General features: G+C 38.3%; 16 protein-coding genes. 14 read left to right on the plus strand and 2 right to left on the minus strand.

What is annotated here, in order from left to right; all coding sequences use genetic code 11:
• Nucleotides 1-152: 152 nt before the first annotated feature.
• From B7C41_RS16690 to B7C41_RS16755, 14 genes are all read left to right on the plus strand, one after another.
• Nucleotides 153-6,851 (plus strand): ATP-binding hybrid sensor histidine kinase/response regulator, encoded by a 6,699-nt coding sequence (locus B7C41_RS16690; protein WP_085300093.1) that lies wholly within the window; start codon nucleotides 153-155, stop codon nucleotides 6,849-6,851.
• Nucleotides 6,852-6,883: 32 nt separating this feature from the next.
• Nucleotides 6,884-7,861 (plus strand): GGDEF domain-containing response regulator, encoded by a 978-nt coding sequence (locus B7C41_RS16695; protein WP_085300094.1) that lies wholly within the window; start codon nucleotides 6,884-6,886, stop codon nucleotides 7,859-7,861.
• A gap of 113 nt (nucleotides 7,862-7,974) precedes the next feature.
• Nucleotides 7,975-8,598 carry a guanylate kinase gene (gmk, locus tag B7C41_RS16700; RefSeq protein ID WP_085300095.1) on the plus strand — a complete coding sequence of 208 codons (624 nt, stop codon included), beginning with the start codon at nucleotides 7,975-7,977 and terminating at the stop codon, nucleotides 8,596-8,598.
• Between the two features lie 78 nt (nucleotides 8,599-8,676).
• Complete coding sequence (gene rpoZ, locus B7C41_RS16705; protein ID WP_085300096.1) at nucleotides 8,677-8,952, plus strand: DNA-directed RNA polymerase subunit omega; 276 nt, start codon at nucleotides 8,677-8,679, stop codon at nucleotides 8,950-8,952.
• A 209-nt stretch (nucleotides 8,953-9,161) separates the two neighbouring features.
• Nucleotides 9,162-11,270 (plus strand): bifunctional GTP diphosphokinase/guanosine-3',5'-bis pyrophosphate 3'-pyrophosphohydrolase, encoded by a 2,109-nt coding sequence (gene spoT / locus B7C41_RS16710; RefSeq protein WP_085300097.1) that lies wholly within the window; start codon nucleotides 9,162-9,164, stop codon nucleotides 11,268-11,270.
• Nucleotides 11,271-11,288: 18 nt separating this feature from the next.
• Nucleotides 11,289-11,678: a RidA family protein gene (locus B7C41_RS16715; RefSeq protein WP_085300098.1), complete on the plus strand. Its 390-nt coding sequence runs from the start codon at nucleotides 11,289-11,291 to the stop codon at nucleotides 11,676-11,678.
• A gap of 95 nt (nucleotides 11,679-11,773) precedes the next feature.
• On the plus strand, nucleotides 11,774-12,484 hold the full coding sequence (gene trmH, locus B7C41_RS16720) for a tRNA (guanosine(18)-2'-O)-methyltransferase TrmH (protein WP_085300099.1): 711 nt from the start codon (nucleotides 11,774-11,776) through the stop codon (nucleotides 12,482-12,484).
• A gap of 36 nt (nucleotides 12,485-12,520) precedes the next feature.
• Complete coding sequence (gene recG, locus B7C41_RS16725; RefSeq protein WP_085300296.1) at nucleotides 12,521-14,608, plus strand: ATP-dependent DNA helicase RecG; 2,088 nt, start codon at nucleotides 12,521-12,523, stop codon at nucleotides 14,606-14,608.
• A gap of 107 nt (nucleotides 14,609-14,715) precedes the next feature.
• On the plus strand, nucleotides 14,716-15,477 hold the full coding sequence (locus tag B7C41_RS16730; RefSeq protein WP_085300100.1) for a substrate-binding periplasmic protein: 762 nt from the start codon (nucleotides 14,716-14,718) through the stop codon (nucleotides 15,475-15,477).
• 146 nt (nucleotides 15,478-15,623) lie between these two features.
• Nucleotides 15,624-16,412 (plus strand): bifunctional demethylmenaquinone methyltransferase/2-methoxy-6-polyprenyl-1,4-benzoquinol methylase UbiE, encoded by a 789-nt coding sequence (ubiE, locus tag B7C41_RS16735; protein WP_085300297.1) that lies wholly within the window; start codon nucleotides 15,624-15,626, stop codon nucleotides 16,410-16,412.
• 4 nt (nucleotides 16,413-16,416) lie between these two features.
• Nucleotides 16,417-17,067: a ubiquinone biosynthesis accessory factor UbiJ gene (locus B7C41_RS16740; protein WP_085300101.1), complete on the plus strand. Its 651-nt coding sequence runs from the start codon at nucleotides 16,417-16,419 to the stop codon at nucleotides 17,065-17,067.
• Complete coding sequence (gene ubiB, locus B7C41_RS16745) at nucleotides 17,060-18,625, plus strand: ubiquinone biosynthesis regulatory protein kinase UbiB (protein ID WP_085300102.1); 1,566 nt, start codon at nucleotides 17,060-17,062, stop codon at nucleotides 18,623-18,625. The genes B7C41_RS16740 and ubiB overlap by 8 nt, the downstream gene beginning before the upstream one ends.
• Before the next feature lie 78 nt (nucleotides 18,626-18,703).
• A complete protein-coding gene (locus B7C41_RS16750; protein WP_085300103.1) occupies nucleotides 18,704-19,183 on the plus strand; it encodes a YehS family protein in 480 nt (159 codons plus the stop codon).
• Between the two features lie 173 nt (nucleotides 19,184-19,356).
• Complete coding sequence (locus tag B7C41_RS16755; protein WP_158089154.1) at nucleotides 19,357-20,100, plus strand: substrate-binding periplasmic protein; 744 nt, start codon at nucleotides 19,357-19,359, stop codon at nucleotides 20,098-20,100.
• A gap of 35 nt (nucleotides 20,101-20,135) precedes the next feature.
• Here the strand turns inward: B7C41_RS16755 and B7C41_RS16760 are convergent, their stop codons facing one another.
• Both B7C41_RS16760 and rep read right to left on the minus strand, forming a co-directional pair.
• A complete protein-coding gene (locus B7C41_RS16760; protein ID WP_085300105.1) occupies nucleotides 20,136-21,125 on the minus strand; it encodes a GGDEF domain-containing protein in 990 nt (329 codons plus the stop codon).
• A gap of 131 nt (nucleotides 21,126-21,256) precedes the next feature.
• Nucleotides 21,257-23,272 (minus strand): DNA helicase Rep, encoded by a 2,016-nt coding sequence (gene rep, locus B7C41_RS16765; protein ID WP_085300106.1) that lies wholly within the window; start codon nucleotides 23,270-23,272, stop codon nucleotides 21,257-21,259.
• Nucleotides 23,273-23,386: the final 114 nt, after the last annotated feature.

Here is a 23,386-nt window from a genome sequence, read left to right on the forward strand (position 1 = left end):
TACATTATTGTCAGTGGTGCTAAGCTAACCAAGCAAATATAAGCTTAATATTTAGTTAATAATTAAGTACTAAGCTCATTACTTTTGATTAGTTTTTTCGAAATTCGAGCTACTTTATCGGGTTTAGATTCAGCGGGGTTGATGTTATATAAATGGTAAATTTTCACGGATATACGTTAGTTAAGGGGCAACAAGAAATATCAAGCTCTACACAGTTATTTGTTGTCAAAAATACGCAAAACCATCACTTCCTCATGAAGCGAATAAAGAAAAAAAGCAATAATAGTCAATCAACTAGTCGATTTAAAAAATTTTTGGAACTACAGGGTAACTTAGCTTTAAAACAAGTCATTGCTGCAGAAGAGTTATTTGATGAGCAACAATTTAGTTATGCATTATTTCCATATTCTACGAAAACAAAGTCTCTTGCGGAACTTGCTCAACAAGCACTTTCTTTAACCAACAAACTACAAATATCACTCAGTATCTGTCAATTGTATGCTGAATTGCACCAGCTCGGCTTTATCGTCAATAATATTTCTCCTGACAATATTTACATTGATGAAAATTTTCAAGCAGTAATTTATGACTTAAGTTTTGCCACTAAAATATCAGCACTATATAAACGAGCATCAAATATTGGTGTTGATCGACAGTATCTATCTACGCTTTCGCCAGAGGCTAGCGGCCGAATGAATCATGCAGTTGAAGTTTATTCTGATTTCTATTCTATCGGTGCAAGTTTATACCAACTATTTAGCGGTCAATTTCCATTTTTATATCAAGATGATATTGAACTCGTTCATGCTCATATTGCTAAAAAGCCAAAGCTAGCAACTGAGTACAATGCTGAGCTACCACAGCAAATAGCAAAAATATTAGCACGATTATTAGCAAAAGATCCGAACCAGCGTTATCAAACAGCCTTAGGTCTCAAAGAAGATTTTAATCGTTGCGCTCAAGAATATGAGGAACAAGAAAGTATAAGTTTATTCCCATTAGGAGAAAGAGATTTTAGCAATAAGCTCGTATTCTCGTCGGCCTTATATGGTCGAGAAAAAGAACAAAAAACACTACTCGATGCTTATAGCCAAGTGGTTGCAAAAAAAAATACCCAAGTCAGCATTATAAGTGGTTACTCGGGCATCGGAAAATCACGATTAGTTAAGGAAATTCAACGACCAATTATCGAGAAACAAGGTTATTGTGTATCCGGTAAATACGAACAATATAAAAAACCTAGCGCTTACTTTTCTTTAGCTCAAGCTTTCACTGAACTTGTTGAGCAGCTGCTTGGTGAAAGTGCTGAAAGCCTCGATAGATGGCGCTGTGTTTTTCAAAACGCACTACAAAACAACGGGCAATTATTGATAGAGTTAGTACCTGAGTTTTCCTTGATTATAGGATTGCAGCCTGCTTTGGTAGAGTTGCCTCCTGAAGAAGCACGAAGTCGCTTTCATAATACCGTTAGCCAATTTATTGCAGCATTAGGACAACAAAATAAAGTAACTTCAATTTTTATTGATGATATGCAATGGGCCGATATTGCTACAGTGCAATTGCTAGAACATATTATCAAAAATGATAATAACCATAACTTGCTACTTATTTTGGCTTATCGCGACAATGAGATCAGTACCGTACATCCACTAAATCAATTATTATTAGATATCGAGTTTGCCCCTGCATTTCACAGCCACATTAATTTATTGCCTTTAGATACTAAGGCAATCAGTCAGTTTATTGCTAGCTCGTTAGCTTTAGAGCTCAATGAAATTCAATCTTTAGTTGATATTATTATTGCCAAAACAGCAGGTAATCCTTTCTTTATTAAAGAATTTATAAAGTCCCTGACTGAGCAAGGTATATTAGCAAAAAATAACCAGAACCAATGGCAATGGGATAGACAGTTATCTCATACAATCGCTGCAACAGATAATGTCATTGAACTGATGGCATTGCGTTTAACCCATGTATCAAAAGTAGGGCAAAGTATCTTACACCACGCGGCTTGCATCGGCAGCCTAATTCCCGTGAATTTATTATCTCACGTACTCGACATTACTCTTAAGGACATTGAGCGGGAATTACGACCATTAATTACTGATGGTCTATTAATAGCCTATTCACACAATCAAGAAGTAGAGGCTTTAGAACAAATTAAATTTTCGCATGACAAAATTCAGCAAGCGGCATATCTGCTAACAAATCCGGTTCCAAAGTCACTGATTCATTACAAAGTTGCACAGTATTACTTACTATCCAGCAGTGAAAATAATTCCAAACAGCAAGCTAACGAAGATAGAATATTTGACTTTATTGAGCATTTGAACTTAGCGGCATCACTATACCTGGAGCAAGACAAGCAAACATTGCTCGCCTACTTTAATAAAATCGCAGGCCAAAAAGCTTTGGAGGCAAATGACTATAACAGTGCGCTATATTACTTTGAACAAGCTGAAAATTATTTGATCAACCAACATTGGCAATCAGAATACCAACTGTGTTTTGAACTTGCTTTAGGCAAAGCTAAAGTACTGTATTTTACTCAAGACTATAATCAAGGAAATTTACACTTTCAGCGTAGTAATGCGCTATTAACACAGGTCATTGATCAAGCACAATTCGCAAAAATTCAGGTGTTGTCTTTAATCGCACAAAATAAAATGCAACAAGCATTTGATCTGGGTATTTCAATTATTCAAACTATTGGTATTTCCTTACCAGAAGCCCCTGAAGTCTTTAATTACTTAGCCATAGAGCAATATTATCAAATAGACAATATTGCTGAGTTAATCAATTTGTCGCCTATGACCAATGAAAGTCAGTTATTGGCGTTAGATACACTCAATGCAATTCAAACACCGGCCTATTTACTAAGCCCAATGGAATACATGCGAATTGCTTATACTTCACTCGAGCTCTGCTTAACAGCAGGCCTTTCTCCTTTAAGCGCAAAAGTATTTGTTACCCATGGCTTACTACTATGTGGCGCATTTAGTCGCTTTAAAGAAGGCTTAGCATTTGCTGCATTAGCTAGAAAGGTCAACCAGCAATATCCTTCGGAGTCGATACATGTTGAAATTGAATTTACTCGTAATGCTTCCATTGTTCATTGGACATCATCACTAAAAGAAACGTTGAAGCCATTAGAAACGAATTTCTATCATGGTATCGAATGTGGCAGTATCGAATATGCTTTTCATTCAGCATTATTTCAAAGTATGTATAGTTTATTCAGTGGCGAAGATTTAACACAATGCCAAACTAATTTCGCACGCCACATGACAGTAATGAAAAATAAAAAACAAAATTTTCAACTTGTTATGATGCAAGTTTGGCAACAACTAATCACTAAACTACAGCAAGAAGATAGCAATATTGATGATTTGCAAGGCAAGCACTTCGATGAAGCAGCACAACTTAAGATTCTCAACGATACCCAAAATCTAACGACATTATTTACCTATCATCTTGCTCGCATGATTCAAGCATTTTTATTCAATGATAATGCTCAGGCCTATGAGCAAATGCAACTAGCTCAGCAATACCAAAGTTCAGTGGTTTCTTTGTATCACTTTGGCGAATTTCAATTTTACGCTAGCTTGATTAGTGCTCAATACCTACGAAATCAAGCTTTAGATCTAAACGATGACGCTTTTCAAGAACAGGTCGAAAGTTTACGAAGTAGCTTAACATTACTTGAACAATGGGCAGCAAGTGCCCCGGAAAATTATGCCCACAAAGTTTATTTAGTAAAAGCAGAGTTACAATCATTATTAAAAGAAAACGCGGCATGGAAAAGTTATGATCAAGCCATTACATCAGCCAAAAAGTATAGGATTAATAACATACTCGCAATAGCCAATGAGCTAGCAGGTAACTATTGGCTAACAGCTAATAAAAAATCAATGGCAGCAGAGTACTTTCAAAACGCTTATAGTTGTTATCAAATTTGGGGAGCAACCCACAAAGCTGCACAATTAAATAAATTACACGCGACATTACTAAAAAGCAAGCATAGTAACAGCGACAATTTACCTAGCTACCAACATGAAAAAAATTCCCAAGTACTTGATCTCGCATCAGTATTAAAAGCCTCTGAGACCTTAAGTGGCGAAGCCGACCTAACAGCTTTTTTACATCGTATGATGGTGATTATTATTGAAAATGCTGGCGCGCAAAGTGGTGCATTATTACTACAAAATAACGGTATTTTAAATGTCGAAATAGCGCTTTCAAGTAATGGTGTCGTCAACCAAAGTCAACAATTACCTTATGCCATCATCAATCTTGTTTCTAGAACTTTAAAAGCGCAGGTAATTGGTAAGATTAGTGAACAAGAACAATTTTTATCGGACCCATATTTTGACGATCATCGCCCTAAATCTATTATCTGTATCCCCAGTATCGTCAAAGGTAATTTACAGGGTATTATTTATCTCGAGCATTACGATATTGAGGGAGCCTTTAGTGATAATCGCATTAATGTCTTACAATTATTAGCAGACCAAACCGCTATCTCTTTCGATAATGCGAAATTATACCAGCAAGTATTAAGTTATAGCCGCAACTTAGAAAGTCAGATTCATGAGCGTACCAAAGAACTCGCAGCGGAAAAAATAAAAGCTGAACAGGCAAGCCAAGCAAAATCAAATTTCTTGGCCAATATGAGCCATGAAATACGAACACCAATGAATGCTGTAATTGGCTTAAGTCAGTTAGCCTTACGTACTAACTTATCAGCAAATCAGCAGGATTACTTGGAAAAAATACAAGATTCCTCTAAATCATTACTTGGCCTGATTAACGATATTTTAGATTTTTCCAAAATCGAAGCACAAAAATTAACCTTAGAAAGTATTCGTTTTTCATTACAAGAAATTCTGCAGCGCGTGGTCAATGTTTGTACCTTTAAAGTGCATGAGAAAGGGCTAGAATTTGTTATCGATGTCGCCCCTGATGTACCCAAGTATCTCTTGGGCGATCCATTACGACTGCAACAAGTGATCATAAACTTAGCTAACAATGCGGTTAAATTCACTCAGTCTGGCGCTATTCACATCAGTGTGACTATGCAAGCAACGAATAGCCGAACCAGTACACTAAAATTCTCCGTGCACGATACTGGAATAGGCATGAGTCAAGAGCAACAATATGTTTTGTTTCAATCATTTACCCAGGCTGATGCTTCTGTTACTCGTAAATATGGCGGTACTGGCCTTGGCCTTGCTATCAGTAAGCAATTAACTGAGCTTATGGGCGGAGAAATCTCGGTTATTAGTGAACTGAATATCGGCTCAACTTTTAGCTTCACTGCTATTTTTGAACACACCGAACAAGAAGTTGAAATTGTTCAAACCGTTGATCGCCAAATGTTAACTAATTTAAAAGTGTTAGTGGCTGACGATATTGCCATTGCCAGAAAAGTGTTAATTGAAGCATTAGCTCATATTGAAATAGCTGCTGATGGTGTTGAAAATGGTGAGCAAGCATTAAATGCGGTATTATCAGCTGAAAAAAAAGGTGCTCCTTATGATTTGATCCTGATGGATTGGAAAATGCCAGAGATGGACGGCATTGAGGCGGCAAAACTAATTCAAGCACAAGCTAGAGGCAAACACCCACATATTTTAATGGTCTCTGCTTACGACAAAGATGAAGCAAGGGAATTAGCAAAATTTTCTGGCATCGATGAATTCCTTGAAAAACCGATCAATCAATCTGTCTTAGTTGATGCCATAATCGAATTATTGAGTAAGGAACACGTAGCCATTACCGTTAAAAATACACAACCACATGTAGAAACACCAAATTTAAGCGCTTATAAAGTACTATTGGTTGAAGACAACATGATTAATCAGCAAGTAGCAAAAGAATTTCTCTCTGATACTCATATCACGGTTGAGTGTGCCGAAAACGGCCTTATTGCGCTGGAAAAAATTGCCACTCAAAACTTTGATTTAGTATTAATGGATATACAAATGCCAGAAATGGATGGCCTGACTGCAGCAAAAGAGATCCGCCAAACGTTAAAATTACACGACTTACCTATTATCGCTATGACGGCACATGCCATGGAAGGAGACATTGAAAAAAGCATCATTGCGGGTATGGATCACCACTTAACTAAGCCCATTGAACCAGAACTATTATATCGAACTTTAAATCAATACTTAGTTAAGCCGAATAACAACACGGTTAATGAAATTGAACCTTCAAGTCAAAAAAATGAAACCAAAGCTATACTGGCAAAATTACGTCAGCAAACTATTTTATCTGTTGATGAAGCAATTAAAAAAATTCAAGGTAAAGAAACACTCTATGCGGAATTAATTTTTGATTTTTGGGCAAAATATCAATCACTTTCAAAAGAAATGAATGATTTTTATCAGGCGGGGGAAAATGAAAATCTTTATCGTTCGGCTCACTCATTAAAATCAACCGCACAATACATCGGTGCCTACGAACTCGCTGCATCGGCAGCAGCCTTAGAGAATGAATTACACCACGCAGGACACCATGTACAATTAAAACTCAATGAAGTTATCACCCATTTAGACTTTATTTTGGCGCAGTTAAATCGCCTTTACCGACATGCTGATAATGCCAAAATTGATCAGCACTTTAATCATATCAAAGCAGAAAAAATAATAGAAAAATTAAAGCCTTGCTTAATTTCAGCTAATATCCAAGCAGAAGATATCGTTAAAGATTTAATGACCGTAGGGCATGAAACACCTTATCATCAACAAATAGTTAATATCCAAAAATTAGTGAATGACTTTGACTTTGATGACGCTTTGACGGCATTATCAATGTTAGAACAAGAGATAGTCAACGCGAATTAGTCGTTAACATCGTGGCTATGGGGGTAGTATAAATGCATTCATTCACCAAGGAAGAGCACCGTAGAGTCGGTGAGCAAAATTACACTATTTTGTGTATTGACGATGAAAGCGTGAATTTAAAAGTATTAGCATCTATCTTTAAAGATCACTACAACGTTATTGCCTGTAAAAGTGCAAAACAAGGCTTCCAACGAGCCTTAAATGAAAACCCAGACATAATTTTGCTTGATATCCTTATGCCAGAAGAAAATGGTTTTGAGCTGATGGCAAAGCTTAAGCAGCATCCTCAGCTTACCAACATTCCAGTTATCTTTATCACGGGCTTACAAGATGCAGAAGATGAAGAAAAAGGCTTAATGATGGGGGCGTGCGACTATATTCAAAAACCATTTAATTACGGTATTGTTCGGGCTCGGGTGAATACTCACTTAGAAATTGTTCGCCAACGTAACCTATTACAAAAGTTTGCTTTATTTGATAGTTTGACTGAATTGCCAAATCGACGTAAATGGCAACAAGATAGTGTTGACTACTGGCTTTCAGCTAAAAGTGCTCAAACCGCTATGGTTTATGGTATTGTTGATGTTGACCATTTCAAGAAATACAATGATTATTATGGCCACCAACAAGGTGATGTTGCTTTACGCAAGATAGCCAATACCATACGAAGGACCCTATTTGAATTCGGCGGTGCCGTTTTTCGCTGTGGTGGCGAAGAGTTTTATTTTTATTTCCCTGGTAATCAACAGTTTTCAGACGAAGTAACTTTAACCGCATGTTTGAAAAGTATTGAAAATTTGGCTATTCCACACCTCGCCATTAGCCCGAATTGCCTAGTTTCTGTCAGCATTGGTGCGGTACGAGTCATTCCGAGTGATAACAACTCAGTTGAAAAAGTGATGAAACAAGCTGATGAAAGACTTTATTTAGTTAAAAACAGTGATCGCAATGGGGTCAGTTACCTAGACCTTAATATAGAAAAGCAACAAATTGTACTCGATATTTCCTAAATATGAATAAAATAAGCAATAGATAGCGAATTTACGGATAAATTTGGGTATAGTGCGCGCAATTATTTTTCAGCGCCATCAGCTGTAGTTAACACCATGACTGAGGATAAATTTTGACCACCAAAGGTAATCTATTCATTTTATCGGCACCAAGTGGTGCAGGTAAATCGAGCTTAATCTCTGCTTTGCTTAAACAAGCTTCAGCTAGGCCAATGCAAGTTTCAGTTTCACATACTACTCGAGATCCTCGTCCAGGCGAAACCAATGGTCAACATTATCATTTTGTCAGTAAAGCACAATTTCAACAGGCGATTACTGAAAAAACCTTTTATGAGCATGCTGAAGTTTTTGGCAATTACTACGGCACCAGTGAAATTTCAATTGATCAGCAGCTTGCACAGGGGATTGATGTATTTTTGGATATTGATTGGCAAGGTGCACAGCAGGTTAGAATGAAGAAACCTGACGTGACAACTATCTTCATTAGTCCGCCATCAAAGCAAGAATTAGAAAATAGATTACGTGGCCGTGGCCAAGACAGTGAAGAAGTCATTCAAAGCCGCATGGCACAGGCACAAGCTGAATGCTCTCACTATCAAGAGTTTGATTATATCATTATTAATGATGATTTCGAGCAAGCACAAATCGATTTAACCACCATTGTTAATAACCAGCGTCTTAAGCGCAGCCAACAAGCCCAGCAGCATCAAAGCTTGTTTGAAGAATTATTAGTGTAGAGTGCTTGCTTACCTAAGTAAGGATCGAGTAAACTACGCCACTATTTTGTATTTAAATTTAATTGTTGGAGTGACCAAATGGCTCGCGTAACTGTTGAAGGTGCCGTAGAAAAAGTCGGTAACCGTTTTGACTTGGTGTTAATTGCATCTCGTCGTGCTCGTCAAATTGCTACGGGCGGAAAAGATCCATTGGTTGAAGTTGAAAATGACAAGCCAACAGTATTAGCTTTACGTGAAATTGAAGCTGGCCTTATTACTACTGAAGTAATGGACAGTTCAGAGCGTCATGAGCAAATACAGCAAGATTCTGCAGAACTAGCAGCTGTTGCAGCAATTGTTGGTGGCAACCAATAGTTTTTACTAACATTTAACGTTAGTCGCAATACAAAAACGCGTAAATTATTCTTTAATAATTTACGCGTTTTTTATTATCTGCACACTTTTTAGCATATTCACAATAAAAAGCTGTGCTAGCATGCTAAAACATTGGCATCACGGCAAAATAATCGTATTCTAACTTTATCTACTAGACAGAATCACCATCATCATTAAGGAATGACTGGATGTACCTTTTTGAACCATTGAAAGAATATGTATCGAGCTATCTGTCTAAAGTGCAGATTGATCTTTTAAAGCAAGCTTACATTGTTGCTCGTGAAGCACATGATGGCCAAATGCGCTCGAGTGGCGAACCTTATATCACCCACCCTGTAGCAGTTGCGCTTAACCTAGCTAAAATGAATTTAGATCACGAAACTTTAATGGCGGCATTATTACATGACGTTATTGAAGATACCGCGACCACTAAAGATGAATTAGCTGAGTTGTTTGGTCATACTGTTGCTGAGCTTGTTGAAGGCGTAAGTAAACTCGATAAATTAAAGTTTGATAATAAAGAAGAAATGCAAGCGGAGAATTTCCGTAAAATGGTCTTAGCCATGGTACAAGATATTCGCGTTATTTTAATTAAGCTCGCCGATCGCACGCACAACATGCGCACTTTAGAGTCCTTACGCCCCGATAAACGCCGACGTATTGCTAGAGAAACCTTAGATATTTATGCCCCTATTGCCAACCGCCTTGGTATTCATGATGTTAAAAATGAGCTAGAGGTTTTAGGCTTTGAAGCACTTTATCCTATGCGTTCACGAGCATTAAAGTCAGCAGTAAAACAAGCGCGTGGCAACCGCAAAGAAATCATCAATAATATTCAAGACGCTGTCGCAGGGCGCCTAGCCGAAAGCGGTATCAAAGCGCAAGTCATTGGCCGTGAGAAGCATCTATATTCTATCTATCGCAAAATGCTGAACAAAGAGCTGATGTTCAATGAGGTCATGGATATTTACGCTTTTCGAATTATCGTTGATGATAAAATTGACGATTGTTATCGTGCTTTAGGTGCCGCCCATAATTTATTTAAGCCGATAGAGTCACGCTTTAAAGATTACATCGCCATCCCAAAAACTAATGGCTATCAATCGCTACATACTTCTTTGATTGGTCCACATGGTATTCCTGTTGAAATACAAATTAGAACCCATGACATGGACCAGATGGCAGATAAAGGTGTAGCGGCGCATTGGCTATATAAACAAGACGGCGAAGATACCGGTACTACTGCACAAATGAAAGCCCGTCGCTGGATGCAAAGCTTGCTTGAGTTGCAGCAAAGTGCCGGTAGCTCATTCGAATTTATTGAGAATGTAAAATCTGATCTATTTCCAGAGGAAATTTACGTTTTTACCCCAGACGGACGCATTATAGAGTTACCTATGGGTGCAACGGCAGTTGATTTTGCGTATGCTGTGCATACCGATGTGGGTAATTCATGTGTTGGGGTAAAAGTCGACCGTAAACCTTATCCATTGAGTCAAGCATTAGATTCTGGTCAAACTATCGAAGTTGTAACTTCAACAGCAGCTAGACCTAACGCGACATGGCTTAATTTTGTTGTTAGCTCTAAAGCACGTTTACAAATTCGCACTTACCTACGTTCACAAGAACAAACAGAATCACTAGCGCTTGGGCGACGTTTGCTCAGCCATGCCTTAGGGCCGACAAAGCTTGAAGACATTGCCAAGGATAAACTAACACAGGTAGTGAGTGACTCAGGCAATGACAGCATTGAAGACTTACTAATTAACATTGGTTTAGGTAATGCCCTCAGCATTGGTATAGCAAAACGCTTAAAAGACGAATTTTCTGAAGAATCAGATCTACAGCAAGCAACATCAAAAACTAAAATGCCAATTAAAGGTACTGAAGGCATGATGGTAAGCTACGGTAAATGTTGTCGCCCTATTCCTGGCGATACAATTGTTGCCTATCTCAGCCCAGGTAAAGGTTTAATGGTCCATCAACAAGGCTGTCGTAATCATAAAGGCCATGAACAAGGTAGCTTGTTTCCGGTAAAATGGGACAATGATATTGACCGTGATTTCATTGCTAAATTACGTACCGAAATTATCAATCATAAAGGTGCTTTAGCAGCCTTAACCAATGTAATTGCACGTGCAGGTTCGAATGTCCACTCATTAAATTCTGGTGAAAAGGACTCTGGTTTATACGTAATCGATATGGAAATTACTTGTCAAGACAGAATCCACCTCGCTGATATTATTAGAAAAATAAAAGTTATGGTTGACGTTCAACGCGTTGTCCGCAATAAATAAACAACTTTAGGAAAAATAATGAAAACCATTATCACCACAGAAAATGCACCAAGTGCCATTGGCACATACAGCCAAGCGGTAAAAGTAAATAATACCGTTTATTTATCAGGACAAATTCCATTAGTGCCTGCCACAATGGAAGTTATTTCTGACGACTTTACAGAACAAGCACAGCAGGTATTTAAAAACTTAGTAGCAGTTTGTGAAGCAGCTGGTGGCAATATCAATGACATGGTGAAAGTAAATATCTTTTTGCAAGACTTAGCCAACTTCGCCATCGTGAATGAAATTATGAGTCAATATTTTAATCAACCTTACCCTGCTCGCGCGGCAGTGCAAGTGGCACGTTTACCAAAAGACGTGGAGATTGAAATTGATGGCGTAATGGAATTGCCAAACTATAGCTAATTTTTGGCAAAGAAATATAAAATTGAAATGCATATATCGACAAGCTTTGAAAAAACAGAGCTTGTCATGATTTAACACAACCTTAGAACAAAATTATGAGCCCGGATAGACTACAACGAATTAATAGCATGTTAGACCAACGCCAACCAGACTTAACCGTATGTATGGAGGGTGTGCATAAAAGCCATAATTTAGCTGCAGTCGTTCGCACCGCCGACGCCATTGGTGTTAGTGATGTCCATGCCGTATGGAAAAATGAAAAAATGCGCGTATCAGGTGGTAGTGCAGCAGGTAGTCAAAACTGGATTGATGTCCATAATTATAGCGCCACAGAAGATGCTATTGCTGAGCTAAAAAAACAAGGTATGCAAATATTGGTGACTAATTTATCTGACACCGCAGTCGATTTTCGAGAAATTGATTACACTAAACCTACCGCTATCATTCTTGGCCAAGAAAAATTTGGCGCCTCAGAAAAAGCATTAGCTTTAGCCGACCAAGACATTATTATTCCTATGGTTGGTATGGTGCAATCTCTAAACGTATCAGTAGCCTGTTCGGTGGTACTTTACGAAGCACAACGTCAACGTCAAGCCGCAGGTTTATATAACAAGCCAACCATCAGCCATGAACGTCGCCAACGTACCTTGTTCGAAGGTGGTCATCCTATTTTTGCCAAAGCTTGTCAACGTAAAGGCTTACCTTACCCTGAGATTGATGAAGATGGACAAATAGTTGCCTCTGAGCAATGGTGGCAGCAAATGCAAATGACTCAAGATGCTTGGCAAAATATCGACGACGAATAGCCCAACCCATAAGGAAGCCTCGCCGTGCCACGTCAAATGGAAGCTCTGACCAATTTAGCCCAAATCCCAGTTACCACATTAAAAGGCGTTGGGCCCGGCATGGCGGCTAAACTAGAAAAAATAGGTCTGAACAGCCTTCAAGATCTACTCTTTCATCTGCCATTACGTTATGAAGATCGTACTCGAATAACCTCTATTCGTGACCTTATGCCCGGCATATTCACCAATATTATTGGTGAAGTCACCCAAAACCAAATAATGCAGGGTAAGAGAAGAATGATGTTAGTCACCATCAATGACGGTACTGGCAGTATTAACCTTAGGTTTTTTCATTTTTCCGCTAGCCAAAAAAATAGCTTAACTGTTGGTTTAAGCATCCGTTGTTACGGCGAAATTAACCGCGGTATGCGCGGCTTTGAAATTGTTCATCCTGAATATAAGCCGTTAGGACAAGACCAGACACTAACAGCAGTTGAAGAAACCTTAACACCGGTTTATTCAACAACCGATGGCTTACGACAAATTTCATTACGCAATTTAACCGAGCAAGCACTTATACGCTTACAACGTGGTCATGTTGAAGAGTTGTTACCGCAGGAAGTTGGCCTTGAACAATATGATTTATCAGATGCACTAGCATTAATACATCGCCCGCCACCTGATACCCCAGTTACTTTGATAGAAGAAGGTAAGCACCCTGCACAGCTCAGGCTAATTAAAGAAGAGTTATTAGCGCACAATCTAAGTATGCTTAAACTACGCGCCTCTAGCGATCAACATCCTGCGGTAGCGTTGCAACCAGATAAAACGCTCAATGATAAGTTTATTGATGCCCTACCATTTTCCCCCACTGGCGCTCAAGCAAGAGTAACAAAAGAAATTCAGCAAGATTTGCAAAAAAATATGCCGATGATGCGCCTAGTACAAGGTGATGTAGGCTCAGGTAAAACCTTAGTGGCTGCACTGGCTGCGATTACGGCCATAGGCCAGGGCTTTCAGGTGGCATTAATGGCACCGACTGAAATTCTAGCCGAACAACATGCGATAAACTTTGGAAAATGGTTTGAGCCATTATCAATTACCGTCGGCTGGTTGGCCGGTAAAACTAAAGCAAAGGCTCGTCGACAGGCACTAGAACATATCGCCAGCGGTAATATGCAAATGGTTATTGGCACCCATGCCCTGTTTCAGGAACAAGTAGTCTTTAATAAGTTGGCATTAGTTATCATTGATGAGCAACATAAATTCGGGGTTCACCAACGCCTTTCTCTACGCGAGAAAGGTGCATGGCAAGGGAATTATCCTCACCAATTAATCATGACGGCAACACCAATTCCGCGCACATTAACGATGACAGCCTATGCTGATCTTGATACCTCTGTCATTGATGAATTACCGCCAGGTCGAACACCAATAAAAACTATCGCTTTACCGGATAGTCGAAGAGATGATGTCGTAGAACGCATTCGCCAAGGTTGTATTAATGACAATCGCCAAGCTTATTGGGTTTGTACATTAATTGAAGAATCAGAAGTACTTCAATGCCAAGCAGCAGAAGATACCGCTGTTTATTTGCAAGCACAATTACCTGAACTGAAAATTGGTCTTGTACATGGCCGAATGAAAGCAGAAGAAAAACAAGCGGTAATGGAGGAGTTTAAACGCGCTGAATTAGATTTACTGGTCGCTACAACCGTTATTGAGGTTGGGGTTGATGTACCAAACTCTAGCCTGATGGTAATCGAAAATCCAGAACGGCTTGGCCTTGCTCAGTTACATCAATTACGCGGCCGAGTGGGTCGAGGTTCAATCGCGTCTCATTGTGTTTTAATGTATAAAGCACCTTTAACAAAAACAGCAACTAAACGATTAAAAGTTTTACGAGAAAGTAACGACGGTTTTGTTATTGCACAAAAAGATTTAGAAATTAGAGGCCCTGGTGACTTACTTGGAACCAAGCAAACTGGATTAGCTGATTTAAAAATAGCCGACTTACAACGCGATGCCCACCTGATCCCTGAAGTACAAAAAAGTGCTTGTTTGATCTGGCAACAATTCCCCAAATCAGCTGAAGCCTTAATTAACCGCTGGCTAGCTAATCGTGAAAAATATTCCAAAGCCTAGAGTCGTAATTTCACTGTTAATTACAAAATGACTACAAATATATTAATTTCTTCAAATCAAAATCAGCTACAATTTATTCTATCAATATTTTATAACATAAAAATTATATGCTTCGTCGAATCACCTTATTCATTTCACTATCATTTTTATTATTGTCAGAAAATGCCTCTGCACGTAATGAGAGTGTAATGGTCGTTGCTGAACACATGCCACCATTTCAAATTATTACTGATAATCCAAAGCATTTAATTGAAGGTTATAGTATTGATGTTTTGCGCACAACGTTAAAACAGGCACATATTGATTACTCTATTATGCCAATGGCTTGGGAGCGTGCCTATAACTTAGGACAAAAGAAACCTAACACTATCATTCTTTCGATGGTAAAAAAGCCTGAACGTGAAAAGACATTCCACTGGCTAATAAAGTTAAGTGATAGCAAAACAAGCATTTGGAGTTATCCAAGCAATCAAAAAAAAATATCCTCGCTTGCTGACATTACCGATGAAATCATTGCCGTCACTCGCAATGATCACCACCAATTGATTTTAAAAAACTATGCAAACTTAACCGAAAAGAACTTCATCTATACCTCCTCGAAAGAGCAAGCGATAGCCCTGGTCATGAAGCATAGAGCTCAGTACTTTCTAGGTAACGATTTTATTCTAAATTGGCGTTTGAAATTAGCACACCTAGAGCAAGATGATATTGTTGAAGTATTCCAACTTCCACAAGTTGCGAATGGGCTATACATAGCGGCAAGTCGAGAAACATCGCCACGAATTCGTAATAAGATAAAAAAGGCGTACGCAAAACTGCAAGTTAATGGTGAAATAAAAACCATCGCTGATAAATGGTTTAAGCCCTAACCACATAGAAAAACATAATTTTTGCCACTAACATCGATAATTTAAAACATCACCGCACTTAATAATTACCACCTTGATCTCAATGGTTAATTAATCAAAGAAAATACGGTAAACTATCGCTAATTTTAGTTAATAGTGAACTTATGATGTCAGCACACGATCAAAACCATCACAGCAATAACGCTAATAGCGATGAAAACACCACACATTTTGGTTTTCAAACCGTCGATAAAAACGAAAAGGAATCAAAAGTCGCCGGTGTATTTCATTCCGTAGCGCAGCAATATGATGTAATGAATGATTTGATGTCTTTTGGTGTTCACCGTTTATGGAAACGCTTCACCATTGATGCCAGTGGCGTACGCCCAGGTAATAAAGTATTAGATTTAGCCGGTGGTACTGGCGATTTAACGGCAAAATTCTCCCAATTAGTTGGTCGTGAAGGCAAAGTCATTCTAGCTGATATTAATAGCTCTATGCTTAATGTCGGTCGCGATAAGTTACGTGACCGTGGTTTAGTGCAAAATATTGAATACGTGCAAGCAAACGCTCAGTACTTACCTTTTGAAGACAATACTTTTGACGTTATTACTATTGCCTTTGGCTTAAGAAACGTTACTGATAAAGATATGGCGTTACGCTCAATGTATCGTGTACTTAAGCCTGGTGGCCGTTTATTGGTATTAGAGTTTTCTAAACCAGAACATGAAATAGTTAATAAGGCCTACGACTTCTATTCATTCAATATCTTACCGAAAATGGGTGAACTGGTAGCAAAAGACGGCGACAGCTATCAATATTTAGCGGAATCGATTCGCATGCATCCTGATCAAGAAACCTTAAAAAGCATGATGAACGATGCAGGCTTCGAGCAAACAAGCTATAAAAACTTAACTGGCGGCGTTGTAGCGCTGCATAAAGGCTATAAGTTCTAGCAATATGCAATCACCTCTTAGTCAGCAACTTATGTTTGCACAAGCGCTTAGCGCTGTTGTCGAAACATTAATTAACCAAGCGTTAGTTTATAACTTGCACGGTACTCGCGCATTAATTGCCTTAAATGAAAAAACCTTAACAGTAAAGTTGGCTGAACTGGGTTTTCCGTTGAATTTTTCGATTAATGCTGAAAAAATTCACCTCACAACGGGTATTGTGCAAAGTGACTGCACATTAACAACCAGTATTAAAACACTGATTGAGTTGAAAAATCAGCAGAAACTGACTGAGTTGATTAAGCAAGATAAGTTAGATATCGACGGTGATATTAAAATTGCTCAACGCTTTGCTGCGATTGCCGAAACACTAGATATTGATTGGCGCAGCGAGTTAGCAAAACGCATTGGTGATATTCCTACCTATAAAATAGGGCAGTTAGGAAAAAGCTTAGCTAAAAAATTCTCTTTTGCTTCAGAGCAAATTCAAGCTGACGCCACAGAATGGCTAGTTCATGAGAAAAATATGGTTGTCGCTAGTGGTGAACTATCTAACTTTGCTCAACAGGTTGAACAAGTTACTGAGCAAGTTGATGAAGTTAGCCAACGAGTTAATAAGTTAATTACCCAACAAAATAATAAGGCAAACCGTGAGTAGCAAACGTTTATACAAAATAGTAAAAACATTTTTGCAGTTTGGCCTTGATGAACTCGTGCCGAAAAAATACCTACCATGGTATGTAAAAATTGCCCGATCATCATTATTTTGGTTGCGAAATAAACATCAAGATAAAAACAAAGCCGAACGCTTTCGTATCGCCATTGAATCACTGGGGCCAGTATTTGTTAAATTCGGTCAAATGCTGTCAACACGTCGTGACTTATTACCTGATGATTTTGCGACTGAGCTAGCGTTACTGCAAGACAAAGTGCCGGCATTTTCTGGTGAAAGCGCAGAACAAATTATTATTGCAGCAATGGGCCAAGAAGTTTTTGACCAACACTTTAAAGACTTTGACTTAAACCCTTTAGCATCCGCTTCTATTGCGCAAGTTCATACCGCAACAATGCTTCATAATGATGAAGAACATGAAGTGGTATTAAAAGTACTGCGTCCGAACATTGAAAAAACCATCTTGGCTGATATTAAAGTCATGTCGCTATTCGCCGGTATTGTCGCTCGTTGGCTACCTGACGGAAAGCGGTTACGCCCAGTTGAAGTCGTCGGTGAATACAAAAAAACCATTTTAGAAGAACTGGATTTAAATCGCGAAGCGGCAAATGCTATTCAACTAAAGCGCAACTTTACCCAAGGTAGAGAAAGCGACAAAGTTCTTTATGTACCAGAGGTTTATAGTGAATATTGTTCAAGAAACGTCATGGTTATGGAACGTATTTACGGTGTTGGTGTTGGCGAAATTGAAAGCCTAGTTGCCCAAAACGTTAATATGAAATTGCTCGCTGAGCGCGGGGTTGAAGTATTTTTTACCCAAGTATTTCGCGACAGCTTTTTCCATGCCGATATGCACCCTGGCAATGTTTTTGTTAATGCGACTAACCCTGACGATCCCACTTGGATTGCCATCGACTGCGGTATTGTCGGGACATTAAATCGAGAAGATAAACGTTATTTAGCGGAAAATTTTGTCGCCTTTTTCAATCGAGATTATCGTAAAGTTGCACAATTGCACGTTGATTCAGGCTGGGTGCCAAGTGATACCAGTGTTGATGAATTTGAATTTGCCATTCGCACCGTTTGCGAACCAATATTTAACAAACCCTTATCTGAAATCTCCTTCGGGCAAGTGTTAGTAAACCTATTTAATACTGCACGTCGCTTCAATATGGAAGTGCAGCCACAATTAGTATTACTACAAAAAACATTACTTTATATTGAAGGCTTAGGCCGTCAGTTATACCCGCAGCTCGATTTATGGCAAACCGCAAAGCCGTTTCTAGAAAACTGGGTAAAAGAACAAATGGGCGTTAAAGCCGTTTTCAAAAAAGTAAAAGATAACCTACCTTTTTGGAATGAAAAATTACCTGAGATCCCTGACTTAGTTTATGACTATTTAAAAACTAATCGGGAAGCTCAACGTCAACAATTGCTGATGCTGAAAAAGCTAGAGCAGCAACAAAATCAACATAGTAAGCAAGTAGTGACGTTAACACTGATAGCAACATTAGCTATTTGCCTTACCATTGCCTTTACTTAACTCATAGATAGTAAATATTTATTAATGCCTAGTGAAACAAACTGAGGTATTAAATGAGTGTTTTCAACAGGAATATACATGACTAACAACGAAGCTTTACAGCACATTCGTTATATTTTTGCTTTAAATAGCGAAAAAATATCGACCATATTTCAACATGCAGAATGTGTACAAACAGCAGAGCAAATTGAAAACTATCTACGTAAAAATGGTGAAAGTGAGTTTTCTCGTGTACAAGATAATACGCTGGCGAGCTTTCTTGATGGCTTAATCATCGAGCTTCGAGGTAAAAAAGAAGGCGCACAAGCGCAACTAAACCAAGAAATTAATAACAATATAATTTTTAATAAAATTAAAATAGCTTTAGCGTTAAAAGCCGATGATATCATTGCTTTACTAGCGGCAGGGGAGCTGACTTTAAGTAAACATGAGCTTAGTGCTTTTTTTAGAAAGCCAGAACATAAGCACTTTCGCCCATGCCATGATGAAACCTTAATAAAATTCTTTAATGGCTTACACTTGCAATATCGACAAGTGGTTAAAGACATTAAAGAGTAATAGCAAAGAACTAAGCCTAGTTTTGGCTTAGTTCTTTACTCTTTCTCAACAGTAAAATGCTCACCCGTTCACACAACAGCGACTAATACTGGTTTACCTGTCATATTGACTAAGCTATATTATCTACCATAGAAGTTTTTCGCAGTTACCTCATGTTCACTTTCAAGACATTAATGCCAAAATTATTCATCTTATTGTGTGCCCTATTTGCAGGTACTTGCTTTGCTTTACAAAAGCCTTTGATATTTCTTGCTGAAGACCTACCACCATATCACTTTATCAATAACAACGGACAAGCAGACGGCGCACTAGTCGAGATAGTTCAGGCTGTACTCAAGCAGGCAAAATTACCAGGTAAGATAGCGATACAACCCTTTGCTCGTGGATACCAAGCTGCAAAGGCACAAAAAAATACTTTTTTATTTTCGCTATTAAAAACACCAAATCGTGAACAGCAATTTAAATGGGTCGGTGAAACTTATCGAAGCTACGCAGTGCTGGTTGGTCTTAAAAGTCGCGGTGATATAAAGCTATCATCATTAGAAGATGTTAATCCACTGATCGTCGGAACAATACGGGGCTATCATTCAGCAAATTTCTTAGTGGACAATGGCTTTAAGGAACATGAAGATTTATCGTTGAGCGTCACGAGCAAGCATATGTGGGCCATGCTATTTAACAACAGAATAGATCTAGTGCTGACAAATTATATGGCATTAGATAGGGACATCAAAAATGCCGGTTTCGATGAGCGAAAAGTTATCCCTTACTTATCAATCAAAGACTTCCCTAATAAACTAAACATAGCTACAGGGTTAGCCACCTCAGACAATATCGTTCAAAGGCTATCAAAGTCATTAGTTATACTAAAAAAATCAGGTCGTTACCAAGAGATATTAAATAAGTATCAACTATAGAATAGTAACTTAACAAGAGGGGATGCCGCTCTACATTACGTGACGTTATTAGTATTAGCCATTAACTCTGCAACCACTTGATTACGCCCAAAATCTTTGGCTTTATATAATGCAGCATCAGCACGTTCTATCCATGACTCAGCAGGTTCACCCGCCCGATATTCTGCAACTCCGATTGAAATTGTTAATGAAATATGACCAACGAACTTATGCTCTGCCACTAATATTCGTAACTTTTCAGCAATAGTCACTGCTTCCGCCAAATCAACCTTGAGCGGCACAATAATAAACTCTTCGCCACCGTAACGAAATAATGCATCTAATGCTCGAGTGTGACTTTTAATAAGTGTGGAAACTTCAATAAGTATTTGATCTCCAATAGCATGACCGTGACAATCATTAATTTTTTTGAATAGGTCTAGATCGAATAAAAGCAATGATACTTTAGATGCCTGACGTCGTTGGTCTGCAAGAATAATCGATAACTTCTCATCTAAGGCTCGTCGATTACCACTCAAGGTTAATGGGTCTATGGTAGCCAATAAAGTTAATTGCTCATTGGTTTTACGATAGTTTCTAAAAATCATATACGAAAGAATAGACGTCAGTGATAATGATAATGTGATGGTAAAAAAATCAATGACACTAACAGCAGGAAAAACTCGTATTGAAATGATAATAATCGCCACTAAACATATAAGACCTGCTAATCGTTCTGGAAGAATATAATAAAAAGCAATAATCGCTGGATACAACCAATATAGGTGCGTATTTCCCCGAATGACAACGAGAGTCGTAATAGCAATAGCTAAAAAAGTAGCTAGTGATAACTTAGCTTTTTCAACTTTTCCTGTTTTATAAACAAAGATAAAAAAACACGCGAGAGTCAAAATAATTAGAGCATCAATGGCGGCGACAATAAAATCATTATCGGTATAACGCAGATAAACGAAAGGAGATATTAAAACTGCAGATATGCCACTTAAAACAAGTAACATGATTTCTGATGTTGTACGTCTTATCATCCTTTCATCTCACCATATGCTTAATAATTACTTAAAAATTATAACTAAAGGTTAGTCGTCACTGTTGAAAATGCTAACAAAATAAAACAAAATAAAACAAAATTTATATAATCACACGAAAACGCGCTTTGTTATTTCTTTTTCAGCATCTCTCGTAGATTCGCCACACCCATTTTTGCAGTAGCCTGCTTCTTTTCAATGCTTTGCTTGGTTTGAGTTAACTCCCAACTTAAGTCATCTTGTGGTAATTCGTGCAAAAACCGGCTTGCTTCTGTACGTGATACTTCACCGTATTGACGGCGCTCTCTAGCGTAAGTGAATATCAGCTCTTTTTGTGCTCGAGTAATGCCAACATAAGCTAAACGACGCTCTTCTTCAACGTTACCTTCATCCATACTGGTTTGATGCGGCAATAAACCTTCTTCCATGCCAATTAAAAATACGTAAGGAAACTCTAGACCTTTCGATGCATGTAACGTCATCAATTGCACCTGATCAGTATCTTCTTCATCTTCATTACGTTCCATCATATCGCGCAAGGTTAACCGGGTAACAACCTGAGGCAAAGTCATCGGTTCTTCGTCATCATCACCTTCAAGCATTTGAGTTATCCAACTAAACAGTTGAGTGACATTTTTCATACGCATTTCTGCAGCTTTTGCACTAGGAGAAGTGTCGTATAACCAATCTTCGTAGTTAATCTCACGTACCATAGAGCGCAACACGGTTGCAGTTTCACCACGTTCAGCGTGATCAGCTGTTTCAACTAACCAACGGGTAAATCGCTGTACACTTGCCAAACCACGGCCACTAAGATGCTGCTCTAAACCCAGTTCAAAACTAGCGGCAAACATACTAATTTGTCGCATATTGGCATAGCTACCTAGTTTTTCTAAGGTTGTTGGCCCTATTTCTCGTCGTGGTACGTTAACAATACGAAGAAAGCCATTATCATCATCTGGATTCACCAATACCCTTAAAAACGCCATCATGTCTTTGATTTCAGAGCGTGAGAAAAATGACGTACCGCCATTAATCTTATAGGGAATACGGTTGGTCATTAAGGCTTTTTCAAGTAAACGTGATTGATGATTTCCCCGGTATAAAATCGCGTAATCTTTAAATTTACTTTTATTCAAAAAACGATGGCCGATTAATTCACCGACCACTCGTTCAACTTCATGCTCTTCATTTTTAGTTTGCAGTACCCGTAGTTCAACACCGTAATTTAGTTCACTAAACAAGGCCTTATCATAAACATGAGGATTATTAGCAATGAGGATATTGGCACATTTTAGAATACGACCACTAGAGCGATAGTTTTGTTCAAGCTTTATCAGCTTAAGATTTGGATAATCTTGCCCTAATAGCACTAAGTTTTGTGGTTTAGCACCACGCCAAGAGTATATCGACTGGTCATCATCACCTACTACAGTCAACAAGCCTTTCTCACCAGTGATTAACTTAACGAGTTCATACTGACTAGCGTTAGTATCTTGATATTCATCTACTAGCATATATTGAATTTTTTGCTGCCAACGTATGCGTACTTCAGGGAAATTTCGTAATAGCAAAGTTGGAATTAGAATTAAATCATCAAAATCTAGCGCGTTATACGCTTTCATATGTTTTTGATACATGGCGTAAAACTCAGCATAGAGAATAGTATCGGCATCACTAGCTTGTTTAATTGCGGCATCAGGTAATAACAATTCATTCTTCCAATTCGAAATCATTGTCTGCAATTTATTTAGTAAGTCTTTATCGCCATCAAGTTGTTCTTGAGTCAGCTCTTTCAATAGCGCTAGGGTGTCTTGATCATCAAACAATGTAAAACCAGGCTTATAACCTAAAGTTTTCAATTCTCGACGAATAATATCTAAACCTAAAGAGTGAAATGTACAAACAGTTAAGCCACGTGTTTGCGACTTATCCATCATTTTGATCACACGCTCTTTCATTTCACGTGCTGCTTTATTGGTAAAAGTTACTGCAGCAATATTCTTAGCTTTATATCCACAATTTTGAATTAAGTAGGCAATTTTCTGACAGATAACCCCAGTTTTACCACTACCAGCGCCTGCTAATACTAAACATGGACCGCTAACATATTTTTTTGCTTCGTTTTGACCTGGGTTTAATTTCATTGCTACGTTGTAACTCAAATTTGTGAATAAGGTGATCGGCCGCCAATTTTACCTGCTTTTAAGGCAAGACAACATCAACTTTCTGCAAGTTGGCTAATTTCTTACATTCTTTAT

The sequence above is a fragment of the Cognaticolwellia mytili genome, assembly GCF_002104475.1.
Lineage (GTDB): Bacteria > Pseudomonadota > Gammaproteobacteria > Enterobacterales > Alteromonadaceae > Cognaticolwellia > Cognaticolwellia mytili.